The organism is Bdellovibrio bacteriovorus, from assembly GCF_048286975.1.
Taxonomy (GTDB): Bacteria; Bdellovibrionota; Bdellovibrionia; order Bdellovibrionales; family Bdellovibrionaceae; genus Bdellovibrio; species Bdellovibrio bacteriovorus_H.
In genome coordinates, this window is record NZ_JBLVRT010000004.1 from 112,567 (window position 1) to 135,911 (window position 23,345).

Sequence of the window (23,345 nt, forward strand, 5' to 3'; positions counted from 1 at the left end):
TCGATTAATGTATATCGTTGTGATCTGAGTGATTTTTCAGAGGGCGTGTATCACTTTGATCCAATTGTCTGAAAGTCCTTTCGGGACTTTGCGATCCACGGGTTCGGGAAGAAGCTGGAGTAACTCAGTGGCCTTTTGCAAATGTTTGTGGCGGTCACCAGAGGCTGCCAGTCGCTGTCGCCTTGATAGCGCACGGGCACAGTCAGATCCGCCTGAAGAACCGCTGGATCTCTGTCCGTCCACTGGCAGATATGTTCAGCCAACCGCATATAAACCAACGGATCACAAGCCGTACGAGTCATCAGCCATGGTGGCAGGAGTGGCACGGTTTCTTTGCTTTGGTCTTTTTTCCACAGGGTCACATGCGGTTCACACTGGACCCGGCCGTCATACATGATCAGCGCATACATGCGTCCTTCACCCGTTAAAGCGGCATCGCCGGGCAGATAGTACTGAGGCAGCTGCAAAGCAAGGAAGATCGCAGTCAGAATGACAGCACTTCGCAAGGCAAAGACTTTTTGGAATGTGGCTTTGATGTTCCAGTCAGAAATCAAAGGCCGCGTGACCAGTAGAGTCCCTAAGAGCAGCAACATCACGGAAGGATAAAAGAATCTGGTCAGATGCCACGAATAGAGGTGAAAAATCACCAGCTGCGCAAAAAGGAAATAGAACCACCGATTGCTTTTTGCAAACAGCAAAAAAATAAATCCCAGCTCCAGCACCAGGACATACCAAACACCCAGCTCAGTGAACACGGAAGGGAGCAGTCGTTCGTTAATGGCCGAGCCACTGAGCCACTGGCCGTTCAGTTTTAGCAATCCGGCCGTAAAATACAAAACGAAGAATGTCATCGGCAGGGACCGCGCCCGCTCGGGGATCAGCAGGAACGCCAAAGTCAGCAATGTCGGTATGTAGTGATAGTTTCCCGTCAGGCGGTAATCCAGAATAATGAACCCGAGCCTGAATACCAGCAAAACCCAAAGCAGCCCCACCGCTTCTGCAGGTTTCTTTTTCAGAGGCCACAAGACCAATGAAATCACGGCCAATGCCGCATAAGTGCCCAGCAATATCTGCAGCAGCAAAGGGCCGGGCTTGAAAGCTTCACATTGTGAAAGCAGTGGCCAGCACACAGCCGGCGTGGACGGTGAAAGAATCAAAAGCAAAGGTCTTTCGGTCAGCCAGAAAAAAACCGTCAGCAGATGTTCAAAACTTAAAATGGCGCCCACAGCCCATAATGCGGGCTGTTTCAGCAGTTCAGACTTTAAGGTCTTCATCGGTCGTCTCGCATTCCCAAAGACCGCGCGGTTTCTGATGAAAAGGGCAGACGGGTGCTTGAGTCAAACAAAGCCCCCTCAAGCTGGCTTCCGTAAAGCAGCGCCTGAGAAAGATTGGTGCCTTTTAGATTGGCGCCTCGCAAGTCTGCAAAGCTCAGGTTGGATTTTGAAAGATTTTTGGCTGACAGATTCTGGTCGCGTAAAACTGCAAAAGGAGCAAACAGATTTTCCTGCAGAACGATTTCAGCTGCAGGGAATTGGGGGACAGTTCCGGGGGCCAGTACGGGAAATGCCGGATTGAAAGTCTGTTCCACCGACGGAAAATCCAATGTCCGGACTTTGGGAGCTGGAAACAGCTCGTGGCCATGGGGAAGATAGTATCCTCCCAGAATGACCACGCAAATGATGAGATAATAAGAAGTCAGTGCTTTCACAGTTTAGAAACCGTCGCCGTCACCGTCGCACCCGTTAGGAACCAGAACGGTGCCCAAAGAAACGTTGCCACCGTTCAGACATTGAGTCACGGCTGCAGTTCCGCAGTTGACTGCCAGGGTGACTCGGCCGTGCGGAGTTCCTCCGCAGGCGGCGCCAGCCGCCGCAGCCACGTTACTGACCGCGGTGATACGTCCCTGAGAATCGACATAGAACGTCGGAATGACCGTAGAGCTTCCGTACCAGCCGGCACCGACACCTGTATTGGTCAGGCCCAGTGACACGGCTCCGGAAGAACCACCGCCGGTCAACCCGGTGCCTGCACCGACACTGGTGATGGTACCACCCGAGTTATTGTCCGCTTGCGGTGTCCATTGGGAACCATTCCATTTCAGAACCTGGCCTGCGCCCGGGCCGACGTTCGCAACCGAGCGCCCTTGCAGGGCCGTGACCACGGTTGAGCTTTGCCCGCCGGTGACGTCACCACTTAAGGCTCCGTTGAAGCCAGCCGCATTGCCGGGAATACTGCCGGTCACTTTACTGCCAGATACAGTATTGATTTTTGCGTCAGTAACATTCCCATCGGCAATCTTTGCCGTTGTGATCGCGTTATTCGCCAGATCCGCGGTGACAATGGTGCCGTCGTCGATCTTGGCACTGGTGATGGCAGAGTCAGCCACATCTGATGTCACAATTGTGCCATCAGCGATCTTTGCGCTGGTAATGGCAGAATCAGCCATATCCGCCGTGACAATACTGCCATCCAGAATTTTTGCGGAGGTGATGGCGGAATCGACAATCTTGGAAGTGCTAATTGCACCGTTGGCAATTTTATTAAACGTGATCGCACCATCGGCGATCTTGGAGTTGGTGACAGACATGTTCATCAATTTGTCGGATGTAATGGCTTCATCCAGAATTTTATCTGTGGTCACGGCATTGCTGCTGATTTGGGCTGCTGTCACAGAATTGGATGCCAGATCCGCAGTGCCAATGGATCCATCAGCAATATTGGAAGAGCCCACAGTGGTGTTGCCGGTGACAATCGGCTGCCATTGGCCACCAACAGATACTTGCACGGTCTGTGTGTTTTCATCATAGCGCATAAGACCATCGCGTGCCGGAGGCGCTGCGGTGCCATCAGAAGAAGGGATTCCGATAGTGCCCACCGAAGGCGGGGAGGCCGCTGGATTCAGAAGCGAAAGCAGTCCATCAAAGTTGGCAGGCAGGAACAAGGTGTCGGCCTTTTCCTGAGTCACATTTGCCGAAGCTTGGATAAAGTCAGCGGCTTTTTTTCCACTCAAAGCCACGGCATTTTCAGATTCCAGTGCATATGGAACGGAACGCATCTGGAAATCCGGAGACAGGGTGATGGTGTCGGACCCGACGGTGAACGTGACCCGAACTTTACGGGCATCACCAGGTTGCGGAACATAGGCGGTGTAACCCGCGGCACAGGCAGTCAGTCCGTTGATAGCAGAGGAATTTTTCAGCACCTGATGAATGGGCAGAAGTGGACCCGTGTTCACCACGGTGGCGCCATTTTCACCGCTTCCCAGAGTGAAGTTGATGATCCCTTTGCTGTTGGTCATATTGACTGTGCGGTTTTCTTCAAACAGCACGCATGTTTCCGGCCCTGGTGAAAGAACCTTGATATTAAAAGACACATGCGAATCTTCCAGCGGCATTCCATTGGGCTGAATGATACGACCCTGGACAGTCAGTCCCTGGGGCACTTCAGTCAGAGATACGCTGGCATTGGCAGAGACACTTAAGCTGCACAGAGCTGTGGCCGTGAATTTAATGAGTGTTGAAAAATCCATACCTTATGTCCTTCCGAAACGTTCAATACAAGGTCGAATAGTCGCTCAATACCTTATTTATCGGGTTATTTTCCCAACTACATTAATCGGGGGATAAAGCATTACCAATTTATACAAATCTTGTTTCAGGGCGAGACACTATGGGCGCGAGGACTTTGCTATATTGTTTTTGCAGGAAGGGGACAGCTCAGACAGGCGTTTTTTCAAACAAACAAAATAGCTGGCTTCATTTGGGCAGAATCTTTTTATATCTTCACCACAGTCCTGATGGAATCGCTCGCGCACCGCCGACAGCTGATTGAAGCAGGCCCGTGACAACTGGTCTTTTTTGCTGCGCAGGCAAGCCAATGGATGCTCAGCTAAAAATCGATTTTTCGTGCAGTGCTCTTTGTATTCGTCATGACAGGCCGGAGTTTCTTTCATCAGGCTGTTGATGACATTGTCAGCTGATAAAGGCTTTTGCTCCACCGGACCGCGCTGGAATTCTTTGGGAATGGCGGCGGCCTCGAAGTTCATACCAGCATCCGTATTAGCCGCAGCTGTTTTTTCTTTTGGTGGTGTCAGTGCCGGGTTTGGCGGCAGTTGTGCCGGAGTTGTATTATTTGGAGGAAGCTGTTGGGCCGGCAAAATCTGTTTTGGATGCTGACTGACTTGCGTCGCAGTGTCTGTTTTGGTTTGAGTCATACGCAGGGTGATGATCACCGATAAAACGGAGATCCCTGCAGTCCCGAGAATTAATAAGATGACGTTCCGAATGCTCATAGACCTTTGATATTTCGGATGTTTCAAAAGTTTTCTTGAATTGGGGCTGGATTCTAAACCTGATGTAATCTACAGAAAGTCCTGAATCCTGCCGATATAATAGACAGATCAATCGGGGGCATTGGAATGTTTCGGAACCTTGCGATAAATCTTTTACCACTGTTGTTGCTGCTGACAGGCTGTTCAATCGAAGCCAGTCTGCAGGATTTGGCAGGCCTTCGCGGTCCCAAACTGCCGCCTGGAATTGATATCACCAATAAACAGCCTATTGCCGGTGTGGTCACAGATCCTTCCATCAGTGATTTTGCGAAATCAGAGATTCTGGTCGGTCCCTCTGGAAAGGCCGATGGTGTCACCGAACTTCAGTTTGCAATTCAGTTGATGAATTCAGACAACACAGTGGTTGCCGGTTATGTTCCCCAGTTCACGGTGATTAAAGGACTGGGGACGGTCCCGGTTGTATGCACTCCCAGTGATGATTTTGGTTTCTCGGTTTGCAGCATCCGTTCATCCGAGCCCGGTATCAAAACCCTGCAAGTGACCAATCTTGGGGGTTTTCAGGCTCAAAAAGACCTTCTGTTTGATGCCGTCATAAAAGAGGCCACTCGTATCGTCAGTTCCGGAGGTGAGGTGACAGTGGCGACTCATCCAAGCGGCTGGCAGATGACGGGGGCGGTGGGCTCCCAGTATGACCGTGCGATGGTTGAAAAAAATGGTTACAAACTTCGTCTGGGCGCCGGGGGCGCCGCTATTGAGTAAATACCAGCAGTCCATCGGGACCGGTTGTCGCCAGGAAAAGCTGATTCTTGAAGTAAACCGGCGAACCGGAAAAATCCCCGCTTAACGTCAGCGACTGAAGTTCCCGGGCGTTTTTTAAATCATAAACACAGATTTTTCTGTTTTCACAAAGCATCACCACAGTTTCCTGATGAGCATATGAAATGATCAACGGGCTTGCCTGCGCGCGCGAAGTGCGGCCGGCAATGGCTTTTTCCCACATAATTTTTCCGGTGGCTGTTTCCAGGACAAAGTTTTTCATGAATCCGGTGATCGCCAGGACAGTGCCGTCGGCGTTGATGGAGGGGCAACTCATGCTGCCGCCTTTGTCCAGTTCGGTTTTCCAGATCAAGGCTCCGGTATCAGCTTTGACAGCGTAGATAAATCCATCCCAGGAACTGAAGTAAGCACGGTCACCGTGGATCAATGCCGCACACTTGATATCACTGCCAGTGGTAAAGCTCCATCTTGCTTTTCCATCGTCCAGTTCGTAGGCCTGCATGGCTCCGGTGTTGGAGCCCATCAGAATCAGGCTGTGCGGAAGGGTCAGCGCTGGCGAAGAATGGGGATGATTGCCGATCAAGGGCGATGTCCACAGCCACTTTCCGTCGCGGGCAGAAACCGCCAGCAGGTATCCGTCGGGTTTTGCCAGCTCAATTCCGACGTACAGAACTCCATCCTTCATAAAGGGCGAAGAACCGATCGTGACGCCGGTTTTGGTGATCCAGCGGATGGCACCGGTGTCTTTGTTCAGGCAGTAAAGGTGTCCGGCGTAGTCACCCACATACACACTGTCTTCATCCGTTAACGGAGTGGAGTGAATTCCACGGGAACTCACTCCTGAATAAAACTGCCAGCGCAGTGATCCGGTCCAGTCATAAGCTCGCAAAAAGCCGGTGTCATCAGCGACGTAAAAACCCTGATCATCCACGGCCGGTGAGCTTTTGCTGGCGCGGTGAATGCCATTGTTTAATTGCGGCACTTGCCATTTTAGTTGAAAGGCATTGAAGTGATCCCCTGATGAAATCGCCAGGCCAGAGCGATTGGCATTTCCGCGATAGGTGGACTGCGGTGAGCGTGCTTCGCGTGAACTCAGTTCGTAAGTCAGGGTGGCCCCGTGAACCGGCGAAGGAAGTTCCTGAAAACTCAGGTCCTTTTCCAGCAAAGGCAGGGTGTTGGATTCTGCCCGAATCAGCAGCCCCAGGATGACTATACAGTAAATACCAAATAAGGCGGACTTCATAGCACCTCCGCCCACATCAGTTCCGCGCGGGACTTTTTGCACACATCACGCAGGATCAGGCGGGTTTGCATCTGCAATTCGGTGGTGCGACGGGATTGCATCCAGAAATCAAAATTTTCACCGGAACTTTGGCACAAAGATTCAATCTGGGAAAGAAACACCAGAGGATCACACTGCGTGCGGGTTGAAGGAGCTTTCACAAAGGGATTGTAAACCTCCTCGGCCCTGTTCTGGTGGCGAATCAGCAGAGTTTCGCACTCCATGCGGGCATCGAGCATGTTTAGGGACATCAGTCTTGGTGCTCCCGATGCAGCACTGTCTTTCACCAGAAGCAAGGGGAGTATCTGAAGCAGAGCCAGCGCCGCGGTCAGGATCACGGCGGACTTTTTGTTTTGCAGGCTTTCATCCCAGAACGCCTGCCATGACTCCTGGTACAGGGGAATCAGCACAAAAAGCCCCAGCAGCAACAGCATTGTCAGGGGATAGAAATAGCCCACAATGTGCCAGGAAAAAGCGTGGAATAAAACAAACTGCGCCAGGGTCAAATAGCGAATCCAAGGGCGCTGGCTGAAAAGCCCCACCACCAGTATGCATTCCAGGATCACGGCATAGATCAAGCTTGCGTGCTGCAAAGGTGCAGGCAGAAAACTTGGGTGAATCAAAGACACGCCTGAAAGCCATTCAGGATCCAGTTTCAGAATTCCGGCGCCCCAGTAAAAAACTCCGATAAAGAACGGAATCATTGTGGTTTTGTGTGGCAGGAACAGGAACGCCACCTGCACAAAGAAGCTCATGTAATGATAATTCCCCATCAGTCCATAAGACAGACTGGTGAAGTATAGTTTCATCGCCAGCAAAGCCAGCAGGAGGAAATAAGCGGGTTTGATTTTTTTAATCAGAAAAAGAACGGCGGTAAGTAAACCCACACCGGCATAAATCTGCAAATAGGTCGATGCCGTTCCGGTGCTGACAAATCGCAGGCTTTCGCAATAGGGCAAAAACGGCCAGCACAGCGACGAAGATCTGTCGGCACTTCTGACAACCAGGTCCAGCGATCGGTCCATCCAGAAATACGCCGACAGCACATGAGTCAAAGCCAGCAATGCCCCATAGATCTGCAGGGCCCGGGACTTCAGCAGTTCTTTCATGGCTGCTCCAGAATCGGCAGATTCCATTTTTTCAGCATGGCCGGATGAACGGTTTTTGCCGTCGCTGAATCGACCGAGCAGCTTTCAAACCTGACACCGACAAAGTCAGCGCGGCTGAGATCTGAATTTATAAATTGTGTATTGCTGAAAGTGCCCCCCAAAAAGCGGGCCCCATCCAGGCGGACTTTCCTGAATGTGGAGTTCGTGAAGCGGCAAAGATCGCATTTGAATCCGCTGAGGTTTGAATCAACAAATTCAACATCACTGAACTCAGAGCGGTTGCTTTGGGTCCCCACGATGCGGGTGTTTTCAAAACGTGTGTTGGTCAGTGTGATTTGCATCCAGGTGTTTTGCGCCAGAGAGCTGTCTTTGAATGTCGCATTGATCACCTGAGCATAAGCCAGGGCGCTTTCATTGAATTCGAGATTAACCAGTCTTTGACCGCTCCAGGGAGAAGCGCTGAGCGAAGTGGCTTGGGCGCCACTGGTCCAGAGTAGGGCAATGAAAAGATATTCCGAATAAAACCGATTTCTCATTGTGAGATAGATGATGGCACCTTTTTAATATCAAAACAATCCAGTTTTACCAGAATAATCCGATAATATACAGGATGAGTATTGTACGTCTTGGATTGACCATCATCATGCTTCTGTCGCTTTCGGCGTGTATGAACGCCGACTTGGCTATCCTTACAAGTAAACTCACGCAGACTCAAAGTTTGAATGCCGCCTATAAGTCCACATCTCTGGTGCCGGTGCGCTGGTCGACAGCGGATGCGGATATTCCACCTGATTATTTGAAGCTGGAAGCATCCGCAGACGGCGGCAACACCTGGCTGGTCATACAGGATCGCATGTCCAACACCGGTGCCTATGACTGGGATATCTCTCATCTGGCTGATGGCAGCACACATCACTTAAGACTAATAGCAGTGGTGCGGGATGCCCGTGAAACTTTGCAATTGGGCTCTTTCCTGATTGATGATCAGCCTCCGGTGGCAGGGGCGGATCAGACCGAGCTGGTGACTGAGGACACCGCAGGTCCTTTTGTTTTAAATACCCCCAGTGACAACGATCAGTACAAGATTCAGATTGTCACAGCTCCCGCGCGTGGCTCCTTATCCGGCTGTGGTGGCAGCAGTGCTTTGAACTGCACTTACGTTCCTTCATTGAATAACGACATTGATGACACGTTCACATACAAGGTGGTGGATCGCGCCGGAAATGAATCGGCGACGGTCACGGTGACTTTGGATCTGCAGCCGGTGAATGATGTGCCGGTTATCACGACTCTGGCCTGTGCGGGAAGTATCGGTGAAAACTATGCTTATGCCTGCGGTATCAATGCCACGGATGTCGATCTTCCATCACCATTGACCTTAACTTATCATCTGGATGGATCAACCACCTGCGGACCTTGGCTGGGAATTGATGCCAATTCAGGCGCGGTGACGGGTACACCTTCTGCCGCAGAAGTGGGAACCACCTGTCATGTGGCGGTTTATGCTGAAGATGACGTCTCCGGACAATCCTCGATCTTTGCCTGGGAACTGGAAGTGACCAACTCGGCCCCCATCATCAATGTCACCGGGGGGCCTTACAGTATCTCTGAAGACGCTGTTTTGGCCGAAGTGATTTCCGGCGCCAATGTTTCTTCCATTGAAGAAGCGGGCAGCACTTATTCTTTGGTAACCCCAACGGTTGCCGGGGATCGTTGTGAAGATCACGCGATGGCGCCAGCCGCGACAAACTATAGCATTGATCCAGTGACCGGTGCGTTTTCGTTTCAGCCGGCGGCAGACTATCAAGGTGTCTGTCAGATCCGCATCGCACTGACGGATGCTTTCCCTTCCACGGGGTATGCGGACGTGGCCATCACGGTGAATAACGTTCAGGATGCACCCGTGATTGCCGCGGGTCTGACACCGTGTTCAGCCAATGTCGATGAAGATGATGAATACAATTGTATCGTGGCAGTTACTGACCCGGATCCTGAAACGGTGACGGTGACCCGGGATGTTTCAGACACTTGTACTTGGTTGACGGCAACTCCTTCAGGCAACGGCCGGGTGGTGACGATCAACGGCACACCGGACGATGATGATGTTGGAACCTGCCGGCTGGCCATTCATGCTGAAGATCCTCAAAGTGCCACTGACGTTCAGTTTATTGATATCACAATTGCAAACACAGAACCTGCGCTGACGATCGGAACTCCGACAGTCCTGACCGAGGATGATCCCTCGTTCTCGGCGTTGGTGGATGTGCTTGGTGCGGCTGCGGTAAGTTCTTTGGATGAGGGCCTGGGCACCTATTCCCTGGACTATACGGGTTTGACCGGCACGGCCTGTAATGACACTTCGGTGGTGGTGACGCCTGCGACGGACTTTGTAATCAGTGCGGTCACGGGCGCAGTCAGTATCAAACCGCGGGCCGAGTACTTTGGAACCTGTTACGCCAAGATTCAGTTTGATGACGGCAATGCTGCGGGGAACTCTGTGGTCGAGCAGGAAATCGCCATCATCGTGCAGCCGGTGAACGATGCTCCGGTGATCACGTCCATTCCCACGACACATGAAATCCTGCTGACCCCGGGCTCGGCAACGCCTTCCAGCTTCTCGTTGACGGTGGATGTGGGGCCTGCCAATGAAAACACCCAGAATCTGGAATTGATCTGCACCAACTCAAACACTTCGCGCCTGACAGTGGACTGCACACAGACACGTGTCGGGGATGGCAATTTGACGGTGAATCTGTCAGCCAGTGCGGGCGTGGATGCTTCGGCGACGGTGACTGTGAAGGTGCGTGATAACGGTGGTGGCACCAATGAATCCGCTGTGGCAAGTATTGCCGTTTCAATGACGGATGCTGTTGTGCTGGCACCAATTGCTGCCGACACTTTGAATTACAACATTTATGACCAGGCCGTGGCTCAGTACAGTGGGGCCGTGGCGGCATCTACGCGCACCTTTGTCGTGCGAGTCAATCCAACGGTGAAAGTCTCCAGCAACGATCCTGCACTGCCAGCGATGCGCACGGGATCTTTGGCGGCGACGGCGCGGGTTCGTTTGATCAACGATGGTTTGATCATTGGGGCTTCGGGGGCGGGCGGTCTTGCTCCGGCAGCAACTGCAGGTTCTTTGCGCATGGGTCAGCACGGAGGAACAGCGTTCAAAGTGGAGGCTCAATACGCCAGCGTCACGATCTTGAATAACGGTATGATCTATGGTGGCGGCGGCGGCGGCGGCCGCGGAGGCACGGACAACAGTGATGTCGGTGCAGGCGGTGCCGGAGGCGCAGGGGAAGGACCTGCAACTGCTGCGGTAAGCGGAACAGCCGGGGCCTCCAGTGGTGGCGCCGGAGGAGCTCCAGCTACAGCCGTTGCTGGCGGAGCATCTCCTGCTGGTGATTACACTCCTTCCAACGGAGTGGCGCACACTCAAGGAGTTGCCGGTCAGGGTGGAAGCACTTGTTTGATGGGCTCTGCTTTAGGAAACAATCCCGGCGAAGCCTTCTTTGGGCGCGGAGGATTCGGCGCCGGCTTTGGCGGTGGTGCCGGAGCTTGTGATATCACCTTTGGTGGTGGCGGCGGTGGAGGTCACTTCGGCGGAGGTGGTGGTGCCGGTGGTCTTGCAGATATGAACGATGCTGGAAATCTCAACACCGATGCCAACGGATACAACGGTGGTAATGGGGGTGCTGCGATCGAAGTTCCCAATGCCGTCAGTGTGCCAGCGGATATTGCGATTTCAATTGTACCAGGTGGCGGCAGTCAGATTGCCGGTTGCGTGTGGAATGATATTTCGGGTGTATACCTTTCAAATGTGGCGAGTGACACGGATATCAACAATCGTGTGTTGACCTACTCCTCCACGGCCAGCCAGAACGTCAACAGTCCATCTGGGCTGAAAATCTGGTCAAATGGACGTGGAAAAGCCTATCGATAGCTATGAAAAAGGGGGGGTTTTGGACCCTTCCAGACCCCCTTTTTAAAGCCTACTAGTTCCTCGCATTTAAATTTACGCCAAGCATCACTAAGCCTTAAGTCTTGCTTTGACCCCCTGCGTTCGGCTTAACCTATCAAAGTCATTCATTAAAATTCGTTAACATCGTGTAAGGACCAAGCGACTGTGAGCAAAATTACCAAAAGTAGCACAGCTGAATATTTTGCTAAGAACCTCCAGCAGGTGGGTTTCTCATCTCCTTTGAAGGCCGTTTTGACGACCTTGAAAGAATCCGTGGATAACTCTCTGGATGCGTGTGAGTCGGCCGGCATTCTGCCTGATCTACTGGTTGAGATCTCCAAAGTGGGAGCAGGCTCAACTAAAAATACTGATTTAATTCGCATCGTTGTCGAAGATAACGGCCCTGGTATCGAAGGTGAAGACCTGGCCAAGGTTTACGGTGAATATCTGGCATCTTCCAAATTTGGTCGTGGTCAGTGTTCTCGTGGTCAACAAGGTATCGGTATCTCTGCGGCGACCACGTGGGCGCAGATGACCAATGCCCGTGGTGTCAGTGTTGTTTCCAAAACCAAAAAAATGCGTAAAGCGATCTCCGCGCAAGTGGACGTCGACATCAAATCCAACACCGGTGTTCTGAAAAACAAAGAAACACTGGATTGGGATCGTGAACACGGCACCCGCGTTGAATTCGTACTTGATGGACGTATTCAGCTGAACGGTGACGGCGGTCTTTTGACTTACATTGAGGGCACCATCCTGGTGAATCCTCATATGACCATCACGTACAAGCTGACGGACGCGGACTTCGTGACCGTGACTCGCGTAAGCACGGAAGTGCCAAGAGTTCCGGAAGCGTCTTTGCCGCATCCTCATACCTTCAAGCTGGGTGAGTTCATCACACATTCCACTTTGTTCGGCAAAACGACTTTGTCCAAGTTTTTGAAAACGGGTTTCTCCCGTATTTCTGATCAGTCTATTTCTGATTTCGTGAAAAAAGGCCTGCCAAAAGGTCTTCTTGAAAAGCCTTTGACCGCTTTGAGCGAAGAAGACTTCAAAAAAGTCTTCCAGGCTGTGCAAAACACAGACTTGATGGCTCCAAGCACGAAGTCCGTTCTGACAGTGGGTGAAGAGGCGTTGTCCAAATCCATCACTCGTCTGGGTGAAATCGACTTCTTCGCGGTTGTGACTCGTAAACCGACCATTTGTGACTTCAAACCGGTCGTGGTGGAAGTCGCATTGGCGCGTTTCAAAGACCGCAATCAGCAAAATGACTCACCAGTGACGTTGCTTCGTTTTGCCAACCGTGTTCCGCTGCAATTTGATAAATCCGGTTGCGCCATCACATGGGCGATTGAATCTGTGAACTGGAAAGCCTATGGCCTGGGTCAGCCAAAAGACTCTTTGCCATTGGGGCCGTACATCTTCGCGGTTTCCATCGTGTCTCCGTTCATCAAGTTTAAAAATGCCTCCAAGGAAACGATCGACGCTTCCGAGGAACTGGTTGCTGAAATCCGTCTGGCCCTGATCCAAGCCGGTCAAAAGCTGTCCCGTCACATCAAAAAAGAAGTGAAGGAAGCGGATCTTGAAAGAAAACTGGCGCACATCGAGCAGTTCGGCCCAATCCTGGTTGAAGGTTTGGCAAGAATCATCAAGGCACCAGAGTCCCGTAAGAAAAGAGCTGAAGAAGGTTTGAAGAAACTTCTGGGCCGTGATTCCGAAGACGCGATGGCGGATCTGGAAGCAGCGGAATCAAAACTTCTTGAGCAGAAAAAACGCGACAAGAAAAAAGGCATCGCTCACGGTGACGAAGAAGAATTCGATGTGATTTCTTCCAGTGACCTGGTGGAAGAGGCTTCCGAGGAACCGCAAGGAACCAAGAAAACCACCACCAAAAAGACTGTAACCACTAAGAAAACCACTGGGAAAAAAGCGTAATGGCAAAACTACTTAGCATTCGCGATTTGAAAATTGATATTCCTAAAGAGGCCCGCATTCTTGCGGATAAGATGCTGAAAGACCTTGAGTCTTCCAAGCGTCCGGTTCTTGAGGCGGTAAAAACCTCTTTGGACAACTCTTTGTACAACGCCAAAGTGGGTTACCTGACTCCGGGTGATAAAGTTGTCCGTACCGAGCTGAACGTTTCTTCCGTGCAAAAACTGGCACGTGTGGTGTTCCTTTTGGAAATGCTGCTTCGTAATTTGGAAACCGGCACCGTGAATACCAAGCGTGAGCTTTATTACATGTGTAAAGGTGAGATCAAGGGCAACCCTCGTTTGAAACCTTTGGATTTCGACGACCAGCCGGAATCAGATGCGATCATCGACTTCATCGGTGATATGCTGGAAGTGTATCGTGAAGAACTGAACGTATTCGCCAATGACCGTGGTGGACAGACCTATTCCCAGCAGTTGGTTGTGACTGAAACTCTGGCAGACGGGGAAAAGGCCGTGATCGACCTTTCCACGCTGGGAACTTCTCCGTTCCAGCCAAAGAACAAGCCTCAGGCATTGAAGCTGAAGGCAAAAAAGAAAATCGACTTCTGTCTGATCGTGGAATCTGAAGGTACCGCGAATACGCTGGTAACCATGGGCTTCACCAAACGTAACAACTGTATCGTGATGGGTGCCCAGGGGGTTCCATCCAACGGTGTTCGTGGCTGGGCAAAACTGATCCAGGAAGAATTGGATGTTCCAATGTACTTCTTCGGGGATCTCGATGCGTACACCATGCAGAACATCTATCGTACTTTGAAAGCCGGTTCCGCGGCGTCTTTGATCCGTAATGCTGACTTCTCCGCTCCGAACGTGAAGTTCCTGGGCGTGTTGCCGGAAGACGTGAAAAAATACGATCTGCCTCACTACAAAGTGAAAGAATCCGATCCAGCCGAAGCACGCGCTTTGAAAAAAGCCAAAGATGCTTTGGAGAACGATCCGTTCTTCCTGGATAAAAAGAACAAAAATCTGGCGGACATCCTGCGCTGGTTGATCAAAGAAAAGATTCGTTGCGAGCAGCAGTCCTTCTTCTCCGTCGACCCGAAAGACCCAATCAAGACAGAAAAACTGATTCTTGAGAAAATCAAACGCGGATCCTACGTTTAAGAGATTTTAAAAGTTAGAACCACCCAAGCCCCTGTCCTCACGGATGGGGGCTTTTTTATTGGCGGCAGCCCGGCAGTCGGCCCCGCCGGCAGTGCTGGAGCGCCGACCGGCGCGCAAGCTGGAGCAGTTTCAGTACTCCCGGTTATCGCCGGAACACTATAAACTCTTCAATTCCTCCAGCCATTTCCGGCGTTTAGGCGGTTAGAAAGATGAAACTTCGGTAGGGTTTGGCAAAAGCCCTTTCGAAGTGCTGCTAATTTTGTTAAAAAACCCTCGAATTTCAAACCCGGGAGTTTTCCATGAAAGCCATCGTATTTGCCTTTGCCGCCTTTTTTGTATGTGTTTCCGCTCAAGCGGATGTATCTCCGACTGTTGTTGCCAAGTGTTCCGGTCATCTGAATGACGACACGGCGATCTCTTTCGTAATTCAGGACACGGCTGTTGTGAATTTGAAACAGGGTGTGCTGGCGACTTTCGACGGTGACTTCGCGGTGAACATGATCTGTGAAAAGGCGGATCGTTCCCAGCAGAACACTCCAGACCGTGCTCCAGCTTACTACTGTGTAGAAAATCGCGCGGGTGACGGAAAGTATCTGATCAATCTGGTGTACGGTATCAGCGGTCGTTTGGTGGGCCAGATTCAGCACGAGCAGATCTTCCCATTGAAGCCACTGACAATCGGCTCTGTTTTCTGCCGCTAGTTGATTAAAACCAAAGGTGTGCCGCGAATGTCGGCCACCTTTTGTATTTCACGGCGCCCGTGGAGCAGACGACGGGCTTCTTCCAAGGGATTCCAGCCGTGATCCTGTAAATCGCGCAGTAAAATATAAGCGCGACCTTGTGGTTTCAATGCGGCATCAATTCCGCGAATCAAATTTGTAAAATCTGAATCGATAAAGAAACGGCAGCGGTTTTTGAATTCCGACGGCGACAGCTTTCCCTGATTGATGCGGAAATAGGGCGGGTTGCTCAGGATCAGGTCATAGCGGCCGCTGAATTCTGGTGTCAGCAGGGACTCGTAATTCTGATTCACGAAGTTTACTGAAGGCAGATTGTCGCCAAATGCTGTCAGGTTTTTTTCAAAGTGATCGCGGTAAACTTCCTGCACTTCCATAAAATCAAAGTTTGCCGGGTAAGGGCGTTGCTCCTGCTTGCAGTGGTACAGAAAATCCAGGCCCACGATCCCGCAACCCGAGCACAGATCCAAAGCCGTCCGGGGGCTTAAATCCTCGCTCATAAGCTCAAACACCTGGCGCGCCAAAAACACCGAATCATGGGAAAAACGGTATTCCTCGGGCTGGGAGTAGCTAAAGGTGAAATGGGGGTTCAAGGAGCTCATCAGGGTTTAGGTTTTAGATTTCCCTCTGCCAAATGTCTATTTTTTCATTTCGCTTTCATTAGCAAAGGCTCAAATCTAAATTAATTACATTTGAGCCCATTTTTGGGTCCCTGTATTGAGTTTTTAGGGGCAAGAATCTATAAATTGCCCAAGGCCATGTCCAAAAAACGATTCTCATTATCTTTCACTCTCAACCGTTCCGTGTTTCTGTCAGTGCTTTTGCATGGCGGGCTGTTTGCGTTGGCGGTGGGCATGGCGGCACCGGAGGCGCTTCCTTTGCCGGTAGGAGTGGAGCTTCAGTACGGTGATGGCGGCAGCGTTCAGGCGCCCAAACAAGAACAACAGGTCAAAGCCCCTAAGATGAAGGCCCCGGTTGTTGCTGACAATTCTGAAGGTCCGACTGTTAAAACTGAAAAAGTGACAGAGTCGGCACCGCAACCGGTTCCGAACGGGAAGACAGCGGGTTCTTTGGCGGGAACGTCTGACAAAGGCGCGCTGGAAGGCCGTGAAGGGGTTGCCAACGGAAGTGAAGTGTCACCGGAGCAGCGTTACCTGTATGAGATCAAAAAGCTGCTGGAGCGTCGTAAGCGCTATCCGATGCTGGCAAAAAAAATGGGTCAGACGGGGAAAGTCACCATGCGCTTTACTCTGGCGCAGGATGGTTCACTGCTGACCAGTGAGATCGTGGAAAAGACACCTTACGATTCTTTGAACCAAGCTGCACTGGATCTGGTCAAAGGCATCCACGGTTTGAAGCCCTTCCCGCAGGAAATCCAGCGGGGCTCCTGGTCGATCACAGTTCCAATTGAATATGTTCTAAATTAAATAAAAAAGCCGCTTCGAAGAGCGGCTTTTTTATTACTTCGTGATGCCCTGGAAGTTGCGGCAGAAGTACACGTTGAATGTCCGGGCGTGGATGCCGTGGCGGAATGTTTTCAAGGTTTCTTTGTCACAACCATCCCAAGCAGCCCATTCCATCGGATCGGCCGGATATTTTTCCGTGCTGACGAAGATCGCATTCTGCCCTTTCAGGTTGTTCATTTCCTCCGGGGACTGCATCACGGTGTAATGACTGACCGTAGAGCTTAGCATGTACACTTTCTGTTTTGTGCCCCATGTGGTCTGAGCGGTGTTTTCATAGCGGTGAGCCGCGATGAACGGTTTGCTGCCGCTTTCAGCATGGATTTCACGCTGACGACGGTTCACATACCGACCCAGATCCTCCCAGCCGGTGAATTCATTGCTGAAGTCATAGGTGGTCTGCCACTCGCCATTCGGGTTGAACAGTTTGTATGCTTTTGGAATCCACGGATAAGCAAACGGTGTGTAGCTGATCAAAGCCAGCAGCACAAAGAATGTCCCAACGCCCCAGGTGAAGACTTTGCTTCGCGCCTGAACGATCTGACGACGACCCCATACCAAACCTTGAGACCAGATCGCACCAGCACCCATCAAAAGCAGGGTGTAGGCCGCACCACTCCAGTGAGGCTTGTATTCAGCCCACAAAGGTTGTGGATAGAAGATCGCGATGGAAGGCAGGGTCAGGCACAGCAGGAATCTCCAGCGCGCCTCGTGGCGTTTAATGAACGAGGTAATGAACGCCAAGGCAATCATCACGTAAAGGAACGGAGTTGCAAACAGCAATTGAGCGCCAAAGAACACCAGCCAGCGGCCGATATCAAATCGAGCGCCCGTGTGGCGGTCATGGAACTGGTACTTGAAGCCCGGCCAGTCGTGCAGGTGATTCCACAGGAAGATCGGCGTTGCCAGCGCAGTTGCAATCAGCAAACCCACCCACGGCCAAGGCGTCAAAAGATCCTTGCGGCGGGAAGGTGTCGCCAGCAGATACAAACCAAACCCCGGCGCCAAAAGTGCGATGATGAATTTGGAATTCAGCCCCAGGCCCATCAGGATTCCCAGCCAGATCCAGGTTTTTTTCACGCTCCAGGCTTTGCCGTCTTCACGCACGCCCTGCCAGAACACGTAAGATGCCGCCACCCAGCAGAACATGAAAGGTGGTTCCGGTGATGCGACATAGCCGCCAAAGCCCCAGAATGGGGACCATAGCAAAACGACGCCGACAAAAATCGCCGCCCAGTCGTCAAATAAATCACGTGTCAGCTTGTAAAGCAGAATGACGGTGCCAACAAAACACAGAAAGCCCGGCAGGCGCACACCCAGATAAGTGTCGCCAAAAGCGCTGGTGGTGATGGCTTCAAGCCACGCAATCATCGCCGGGTGATCGAAGTAGGAAAGCTGGGGCCATTTAGCCCAGGACCAGTGGTAAGCCTCGTCGTCAATCAGGCCGATATTCAGCGAGAAAAAAGCTCGGAAAATCAGTGTCAAAATGAACAGGATGGTGACTTTTTGCGAGAGGTTTTGCTGCTTCCAGAATTCACGAATCACAGGGGTGTCCTTGCTGGGGTGTTCGGTCATTTTGTCAAAGCTCTGTCGTAATATCTTGGGGCGTCGGTGGCAACCAAATTCTTGCCTACAAAGCCGCTCGGTGAGACTCTGCGGAGCATGAAATTGACCTTGATGGCTGTGACCGGGTTGTTTGTGTTTTTGGGTTGCCAAAGTTTCCGTTATCATGACCCCCAGAAACCGCACCGCGGGGAAACCCAGTTTTACAACAACTATGATAATTCCCCGAAAGCCAGCTTTTGGAAGTGGCAGTGGGAGCGTCTGACGGGGCCACGCAAGGACGAGCCGCCGTTCAATCCGCCTGTTCTGAAAACGGACACGGATTTTTTGCGTCAGAATAAAAAAGAAACCACACTGACCTGGATCGGACACAGTTCCTTCTTGTTGCAACTTCACGGAAAAAACATTGTCACTGATCCGGTCTTTTCCGAACGAGTGTCTCCGGTCAGTTTCATGGGGCCGAAGCGTTTGGTGGCGTTGCCGTTTGAAATCAAAGACCTGCCGCCGGTGGATGTGGTGCTGGTGTCTCACAGCCACTATGATCATCTGGATTTAAAAACTTTGCGTGATCTGAACAAGCAGAATCTGGGGAAGGCCCTGTTCCTGGTTCCGTTGGGAAATGCCGACCTTTTGAAATCCGAAGGAATTGAAAACGTCAAAGAGCTCGACTGGTGGGATCAGTTCCCATTGGATGGGTTGACGATCACGTTCACACCGGCTCAGCACTGGACCCAGCGCAGCCTTTGGGATCGCAATCAGACCCTGTGGGGCGGCTGGCATGTGCAGTCAGAAAAATTCAAGTTCTTCTATGCCGGGGACACCGGATATTCGAAGGATTTTTCAGATGTGCACACCAAATTTGGTGATGTGGATCTGGCGCTGATCCCGATTGGCGCTTATGAGCCGCGCTGGTTCATGGGGCAGCAGCATGTGGATCCGGATGGAGCAGTTAAAATTCACAAGGATCTTCATTCCCGTCTGAGCATTGGGGTACACTGGGGCACTTTCCGCCTTAGCGACGAACCCTTGGCCGAACCGCCCCTGGAATTGGCAGCGGCAAGGGAGCGTGCCGGAATCGACGCGAGTGGGTTCCGTGTGATGATGCATGGTGAAGTTTTGAAATTGGACAATAGAAAATAGATTTGGAGTCAGTGATGGAAAAGTTCCGCGTAGAAAAAGATTTGCTGGGTGAAAAGAAAGTCCCTGCGGAAGCTTATTACGGCATTCATACCCTGCGGGCGATGGAGAACTTCCAGATCTCGGGCATCCCGGTGGGGGGCAATCAAAGTTTTGTGCGTGGTCTGGCACTGGTGAAGAAAGCCTGTGCTTTGGCCAATGGTGAACTGGGCACAATCCCGGCGGATGTTTCCAAGTCTTTGGTGGAAGCCTGTGACATTGTTCTGCAGGATCCAAAAAAATGGGGTCAGCAGTTCCCATCGGACGTCTATCAGGGCGGCGCAGGGACATCCATCAACATGAACGCCAACGAAGTGATTGCCAATATTGCCCTGGAAAAACGTGGTTTGCAGAAAGGCACCTATTCTGTGATTAATCCGAATGATCACGTGAACAAGTGCCAGTCCACGAATGATGCTTATCCGACCGCTTTCCGAGTGGCGCTGTATGAACATCTGAACGGAACTTTGACGGCGCTGGATTCGTTGGCTTTGGCCTTCGAGAAAAAGGGCAAAGAATTCCAGAGCGTTTTGAAAATGGGTCGCACGCAGTTGCAGGATGCCGTTCCCATGTCCTTGGGGCAGGAATTCAATGCCTTTGCGACTTTGCTGAAAGAAGACGGTCGTCTGACCCGCACGGTTCAGAAATTCATGCTGGAGGTGAATCTGGGTGCGACGGCTATCGGCACCGGCATCAACACGCCACCAGGTTACGCGTCTTTGGCCGTGCAAAAGCTGGCGGAGGTCACAGGGCATCCATTTGTTCAGTCGGAAGACTATATCGAAGCGACCAGTGACTGTGGTGCTTACATCATTATTTCTGGTGCTTTGAAACGCACGGCAGTGAAGCTTTCCAAAATCTGCAACGACTTGCGCTTGCTCAGTTCCGGTCCGCGTGCGGGCTTGAAAGAAATCAACCTGCCGGAAATGCAGGCGGGTTCTTCTATTATGCCTGCAAAAGTTAATCCGGTGATTCCGGAAGTGGTGAATCAGGTCAGTTTCAAGATCATTGGCAATGATCTGGCAATCACACTGGCTGCAGAGGCAGGGCAATTGCAGTTGAATGTGATGGAACCAGTCATTGCCTCCAGTTTGTTTGAGTCTTTGGATCTTTTGAAAAATGCCTGTGAAACACTGGAGCACAAATGTGTGAAGGGCATCACTGCAAATCCGGAGCGCTGCCGCGATTACGTGATGAACAGCATTGGTATCGTGACGTATCTGGATCCGATTATTGGTCACGACGAAGGTGATCGTATCGGAAAGATTTGTGCCGAGACCGGTCGCAATGTGGCTGAAGTCGCTCTTGAACGCGGAGTGGTGACTCAGGCGCAGTTGGATGAATTGTTCTCAATGGAAAATCTGCTGAACCCGAAATACGTTGGTAAAAAGCACTAACTGCGGCGCCGGAAAAGCACCTGGGGGTTCACCACCAGGATGCCAACCAGGGCCAGAATGCAGCCGATGCCCGTGGCTGTCAGGCGAATCATCGGGGTGTGTAAATCACCCCGCTCCAGATTGGGCATATCCAGAATAAGCAATAACATCACAGCCATGACCGCCGATCCCAGCCAGTAGCTGCGGATGATGGACCATGGCCCCCAGAAGCTGACCAGTGCCAAAATCAAAATAGCCAGCCACAAAGGTGGCTCGGCATAAATAATCACATCAGCGACGATCACACCCACTAATGTTCCCAGGAAACGCTGAATGCTGCGATAGACACTTTGTTTGATCTCTGGACGCATAATAATCAATACTGTGCCCACGGCCCAATAACCGTGATCCACCTTTAAAACATCCACGGCAATCAGACTGAGCAGAATCGCCATCGCATATCCGGTGGCATACAAGTGCCGGGATCTTTCCGTGGTCATGGATTCTTTCAGGGTGGTGCGAAGTCGCGCAAAGGGGTTCGGCTGGTGCCGGCGCAGGAACACCAGAATGCCCAGAGAAACAAAGACGCACAGGTAACCCAGGAAAGCATAGCTCACGATCGGTACGAAATATTTTTGCAGATCCCCGGCGTAAGCTCCGGCCAGTAACTGAAAGATTGAAAACAGCAAAGCGCGCTCAAGTTCCGCACCCTTGCCTCCACCCATCAGCCCCAGCCAGTAAACCAGGCCCAGCAATGTCGGAATGAAAAGTGCGTTGTGTTTGTGGGTCAGGATGCCCAAAGAAAGTCCGGCCGCCATCATCAAGAACGTCAGAGTGATCGTCCACAGGCGATGTCCCAAGGTCCCCAAATGATCATTCAAAGGCAGCAGAAAGCCCATCAAAGAACCGAAGATTGCCACCGGCAGCTGCCCCATGATCGAGCCAATCACCAAAGGAAAGGCTGTCGCAAAAGCGCAGACGAGCATGCGAGGCCAGGGAGATGGCATCGGCTGGATTCGCAGAACTTCGTCGATATGATGGCGCAGACTCATAAAAATCAGTATACTACTGCGGAGGTGCCTTATGAAAAAGAAAATCAAACTTGAACTGGTGGTCGATATTGTTTGTCCGTGGTGTTATGTCGGAAAAACAACACTGTTTAAGGCCATGGAATCTGTCAAAGACGAGTATGACTTTGATGTGAGTGTTCTTCCGTTTCAATTGGATCCAGGCACTCCCGCAGAAGGTGTTCCACGAGCGGCTTATCTTGCAGCCAAGTTTGGCAACAGCGAACGTTTTCAAATGGCAGAACAGCGAGTGATTCAAGCTGCGGCAGCGGCTGGAGCGGAACTTCATTTCGATAAAATGCAGGTGCAGATCAACACCATGGATTGCCATCGTCTTATCTGGTGGGCCGGAACTCGGCAAAACCAGGTGGCGGTCACCAATGAAATTTACAAGGCTTACTATGCTGAAGCCCTGGACCTGTCCCAGCGTGAAGTCTTGGCGGATGTGATGGCGCGAGTGGGTTATGCCAGGAATGAGGTTCTGATTTTCCTGCAAAGCGAACAAGGCTTCAACGAAGTGGCGGCCCTGATCGACGAAGCTTATGCGCTGGGAATCAGCGGAGTGCCCTTTGTTATCTTAAATCGGGAGGCTGGAATTTCAGGAGCTCAGCCACTCGAGGTGTTTTTGCAGGCTTTTCAACAAGTTTAAGTGCCGGATGAGCCGGAGGCAGAGACAGATGAACTTCTGGTGGTGCCTTCAGATTCAAAAACCATTTTTTGTACAGATGGTCATACTGCCCGGAACGTTTGATTTCTTCGAAGGCGGTTTTCCATTTGGTTATAGTCAGTGGGGCTGTCCCCCTAGAAAAAGCAAAATACAAAGAACTGTGGGTCAGTGACAGCACCTTGACGAAGGGATTGGACTTATATCCTGCTCGACGGAAAAGTTCGGCAATAGCCAGTTCATCGTCGCAAATGGCTTCTACGCGTCCGGACATCAGCATCTTCGCGGCGTTGACTGACGAATTCACCGGCACAATATTGCTGAAGCCTTCCTGCTCCAGGATATTATGAAAGGCTGTGCCGCGATGGACGGCGATGCGCAGATCTTTCTTTAAAGAGTGCAGCGTTACTTTCTTGAGATCATGGGTGCCGCGCACGTAAATGGCGATTTCGCCATTGGCGATGGGGCCTATGAGAGTGAACAGTTTTTCGCGTTCAGGATTGCGGACCACCGTGAACAGTAAAACATCGGGCTGGGTCATGGCCAGGTGATAAGCCCGTGGCCATGGCAGAACCTCAATACTTTGTGTGAGCGAAGCTGATTTTTGAATCATGCGCGCCAGATCGACGGCCATGCCCTCTGCTGAGCCTGCATTTTCATAGGTAATAGGGGGCCAGTGCTCGGTCACAATTCGCAATGCGGACTGTGAAGCAAAGCATGTCTGCCCCGGTGGCAGCAGTAAAAAAATAATCAAAAAAAACAGCTGCGACATGTGCTA

The 23,345-nt window shown here is 51.5% G+C and carries 20 protein-coding genes; 9 read left to right on the plus strand and 11 right to left on the minus strand.

The window, feature by feature from the left end; genetic code table 11:
* Positions 1 to 50: 50 nt before the first annotated feature.
* The 4 genes from ACNQKP_RS13415 to ACNQKP_RS13430 form a co-directional block, all read right to left on the minus strand.
* The gene (locus tag ACNQKP_RS13415) at positions 51 to 1,274 is read right to left on the minus strand and encodes a hypothetical protein (protein WP_417865146.1); all 1,224 of its coding nucleotides are present in this window, start codon (positions 1,272 to 1,274) and stop codon (positions 51 to 53) included.
* Positions 1,271 to 1,708 (minus strand): pentapeptide repeat-containing protein, encoded by a 438-nt coding sequence (locus ACNQKP_RS13420; RefSeq protein ID WP_417865147.1) that lies wholly within the window; start codon positions 1,706 to 1,708, stop codon positions 1,271 to 1,273. Before ACNQKP_RS13420 ends, ACNQKP_RS13415 begins: the two co-directional genes overlap by 4 nt.
* Before the next feature lie 3 nt (positions 1,709 to 1,711).
* Positions 1,712 to 3,529 carry a hypothetical protein gene (locus ACNQKP_RS13425; protein WP_417865148.1) on the minus strand — a complete coding sequence of 606 codons (1,818 nt, stop codon included), beginning with the start codon at positions 3,527 to 3,529 and terminating at the stop codon, positions 1,712 to 1,714.
* 138 nt (positions 3,530 to 3,667) lie between these two features.
* Entirely contained in the window at positions 3,668 to 4,291 is a 624-nt protein-coding gene (locus ACNQKP_RS13430; protein WP_417865149.1) for a hypothetical protein, read from the minus strand.
* Between the two features lie 126 nt (positions 4,292 to 4,417).
* On the opposite strand from ACNQKP_RS13430, the gene ACNQKP_RS13435 reads away from it, so the two are divergent.
* Positions 4,418 to 5,050 carry a hypothetical protein gene (locus tag ACNQKP_RS13435; RefSeq protein ID WP_417865150.1) on the plus strand — a complete coding sequence of 211 codons (633 nt, stop codon included), beginning with the start codon at positions 4,418 to 4,420 and terminating at the stop codon, positions 5,048 to 5,050.
* Here the strand turns inward: ACNQKP_RS13435 and ACNQKP_RS13440 are convergent.
* The 3 genes from ACNQKP_RS13440 to ACNQKP_RS13450 are packed head-to-tail and all read right to left on the minus strand — an operon-like array spanning position 5,040 to position 7,995.
* Entirely contained in the window at positions 5,040 to 6,311 is a 1,272-nt protein-coding gene (locus tag ACNQKP_RS13440; RefSeq protein ID WP_417865151.1) for a PQQ-binding-like beta-propeller repeat protein, read from the minus strand. The two genes, ACNQKP_RS13435 and ACNQKP_RS13440, sit on opposite strands and share 11 nt — an antisense overlap.
* The gene (locus ACNQKP_RS13445; RefSeq protein WP_417865152.1) at positions 6,308 to 7,486 is read right to left on the minus strand and encodes a hypothetical protein; all 1,179 of its coding nucleotides are present in this window, start codon (positions 7,484 to 7,486) and stop codon (positions 6,308 to 6,310) included. The genes ACNQKP_RS13440 and ACNQKP_RS13445 overlap by 4 nt, the downstream gene beginning before the upstream one ends.
* Complete coding sequence (locus tag ACNQKP_RS13450; protein WP_417865153.1) at positions 7,456 to 7,995, minus strand: pentapeptide repeat-containing protein; 540 nt, start codon at positions 7,993 to 7,995, stop codon at positions 7,456 to 7,458. Before ACNQKP_RS13450 ends, ACNQKP_RS13445 begins: the two co-directional genes overlap by 31 nt.
* 74 nt (positions 7,996 to 8,069) lie before the next feature.
* On the opposite strand from ACNQKP_RS13450, the gene ACNQKP_RS13455 reads away from it, so the two are divergent.
* From ACNQKP_RS13455 to ACNQKP_RS13470, 4 genes are all read left to right on the plus strand, one after another.
* Positions 8,070 to 11,405: an Ig-like domain-containing protein gene (locus ACNQKP_RS13455; protein ID WP_417865154.1), complete on the plus strand. Its 3,336-nt coding sequence runs from the start codon at positions 8,070 to 8,072 to the stop codon at positions 11,403 to 11,405.
* A gap of 183 nt (positions 11,406 to 11,588) precedes the next feature.
* On the plus strand, positions 11,589 to 13,358 hold the full coding sequence (locus ACNQKP_RS13460) for a DNA topoisomerase VI subunit B (RefSeq protein WP_417865155.1): 1,770 nt from the start codon (positions 11,589 to 11,591) through the stop codon (positions 13,356 to 13,358).
* A complete protein-coding gene (locus ACNQKP_RS13465; RefSeq protein ID WP_417865156.1) occupies positions 13,358 to 14,521 on the plus strand; it encodes a DNA topoisomerase IV subunit A in 1,164 nt (387 codons plus the stop codon). Before ACNQKP_RS13460 ends, ACNQKP_RS13465 begins: the two co-directional genes overlap by 1 nt.
* 299 nt (positions 14,522 to 14,820) lie before the next feature.
* A complete protein-coding gene (locus tag ACNQKP_RS13470; protein ID WP_417865157.1) occupies positions 14,821 to 15,222 on the plus strand; it encodes a hypothetical protein in 402 nt (133 codons plus the stop codon).
* On the opposite strand, the gene ACNQKP_RS13475 is transcribed toward ACNQKP_RS13470, so the two are convergent.
* Positions 15,219 to 15,860 (minus strand): methyltransferase, encoded by a 642-nt coding sequence (locus tag ACNQKP_RS13475; protein ID WP_417865158.1) that lies wholly within the window; start codon positions 15,858 to 15,860, stop codon positions 15,219 to 15,221. The genes ACNQKP_RS13470 and ACNQKP_RS13475 overlap by 4 nt on opposite strands.
* A 156-nt stretch (positions 15,861 to 16,016) precedes the next feature.
* Here ACNQKP_RS13475 and ACNQKP_RS13480 point away from each other — a divergent pair, with 156 nt between their 5' ends.
* Positions 16,017 to 16,685, plus strand: coding sequence for an energy transducer TonB (locus ACNQKP_RS13480; protein WP_417865159.1), 669 nt, complete (start codon positions 16,017 to 16,019; stop codon positions 16,683 to 16,685).
* 33 nt (positions 16,686 to 16,718) lie between these two features.
* Here ACNQKP_RS13480 and ACNQKP_RS13485 read toward each other — a convergent pair whose 3' ends face one another.
* The gene (locus ACNQKP_RS13485; protein ID WP_417865160.1) at positions 16,719 to 18,296 is read right to left on the minus strand and encodes a glycosyltransferase family 39 protein; all 1,578 of its coding nucleotides are present in this window, start codon (positions 18,294 to 18,296) and stop codon (positions 16,719 to 16,721) included.
* Positions 18,297 to 18,383: 87 nt separating this feature from the next.
* Here ACNQKP_RS13485 and ACNQKP_RS13490 point away from each other — a divergent pair, with 87 nt between their 5' ends.
* Positions 18,384 to 19,424 carry an MBL fold metallo-hydrolase gene (locus ACNQKP_RS13490; RefSeq protein WP_417865161.1) on the plus strand — a complete coding sequence of 347 codons (1,041 nt, stop codon included), beginning with the start codon at positions 18,384 to 18,386 and terminating at the stop codon, positions 19,422 to 19,424.
* 14 nt (positions 19,425 to 19,438) lie between these two features.
* Positions 19,439 to 20,857, plus strand: coding sequence for an aspartate ammonia-lyase (gene aspA / locus ACNQKP_RS13495; RefSeq protein WP_417865162.1), 1,419 nt, complete (start codon positions 19,439 to 19,441; stop codon positions 20,855 to 20,857).
* Here the strand turns inward: aspA and ACNQKP_RS13500 are convergent.
* A complete protein-coding gene (locus ACNQKP_RS13500; RefSeq protein WP_417865163.1) occupies positions 20,854 to 21,888 on the minus strand; it encodes an FUSC family protein in 1,035 nt (344 codons plus the stop codon). The two genes, aspA and ACNQKP_RS13500, sit on opposite strands and share 4 nt — an antisense overlap.
* Before the next feature lie 31 nt (positions 21,889 to 21,919).
* Between ACNQKP_RS13500 and ACNQKP_RS13505 the strand changes: the two genes are divergently transcribed.
* Positions 21,920 to 22,552, plus strand: coding sequence for a DsbA family oxidoreductase (locus ACNQKP_RS13505; protein WP_417865164.1), 633 nt, complete (start codon positions 21,920 to 21,922; stop codon positions 22,550 to 22,552).
* On the opposite strand, the gene ACNQKP_RS13510 is transcribed toward ACNQKP_RS13505, so the two are convergent.
* Positions 22,476 to 23,339: a substrate-binding periplasmic protein gene (locus ACNQKP_RS13510; RefSeq protein ID WP_417865165.1), complete on the minus strand. Its 864-nt coding sequence runs from the start codon at positions 23,337 to 23,339 to the stop codon at positions 22,476 to 22,478. The two genes, ACNQKP_RS13505 and ACNQKP_RS13510, sit on opposite strands and share 77 nt — an antisense overlap.
* Between the last annotated feature and the right edge of the window lie 6 nt (positions 23,340 to 23,345).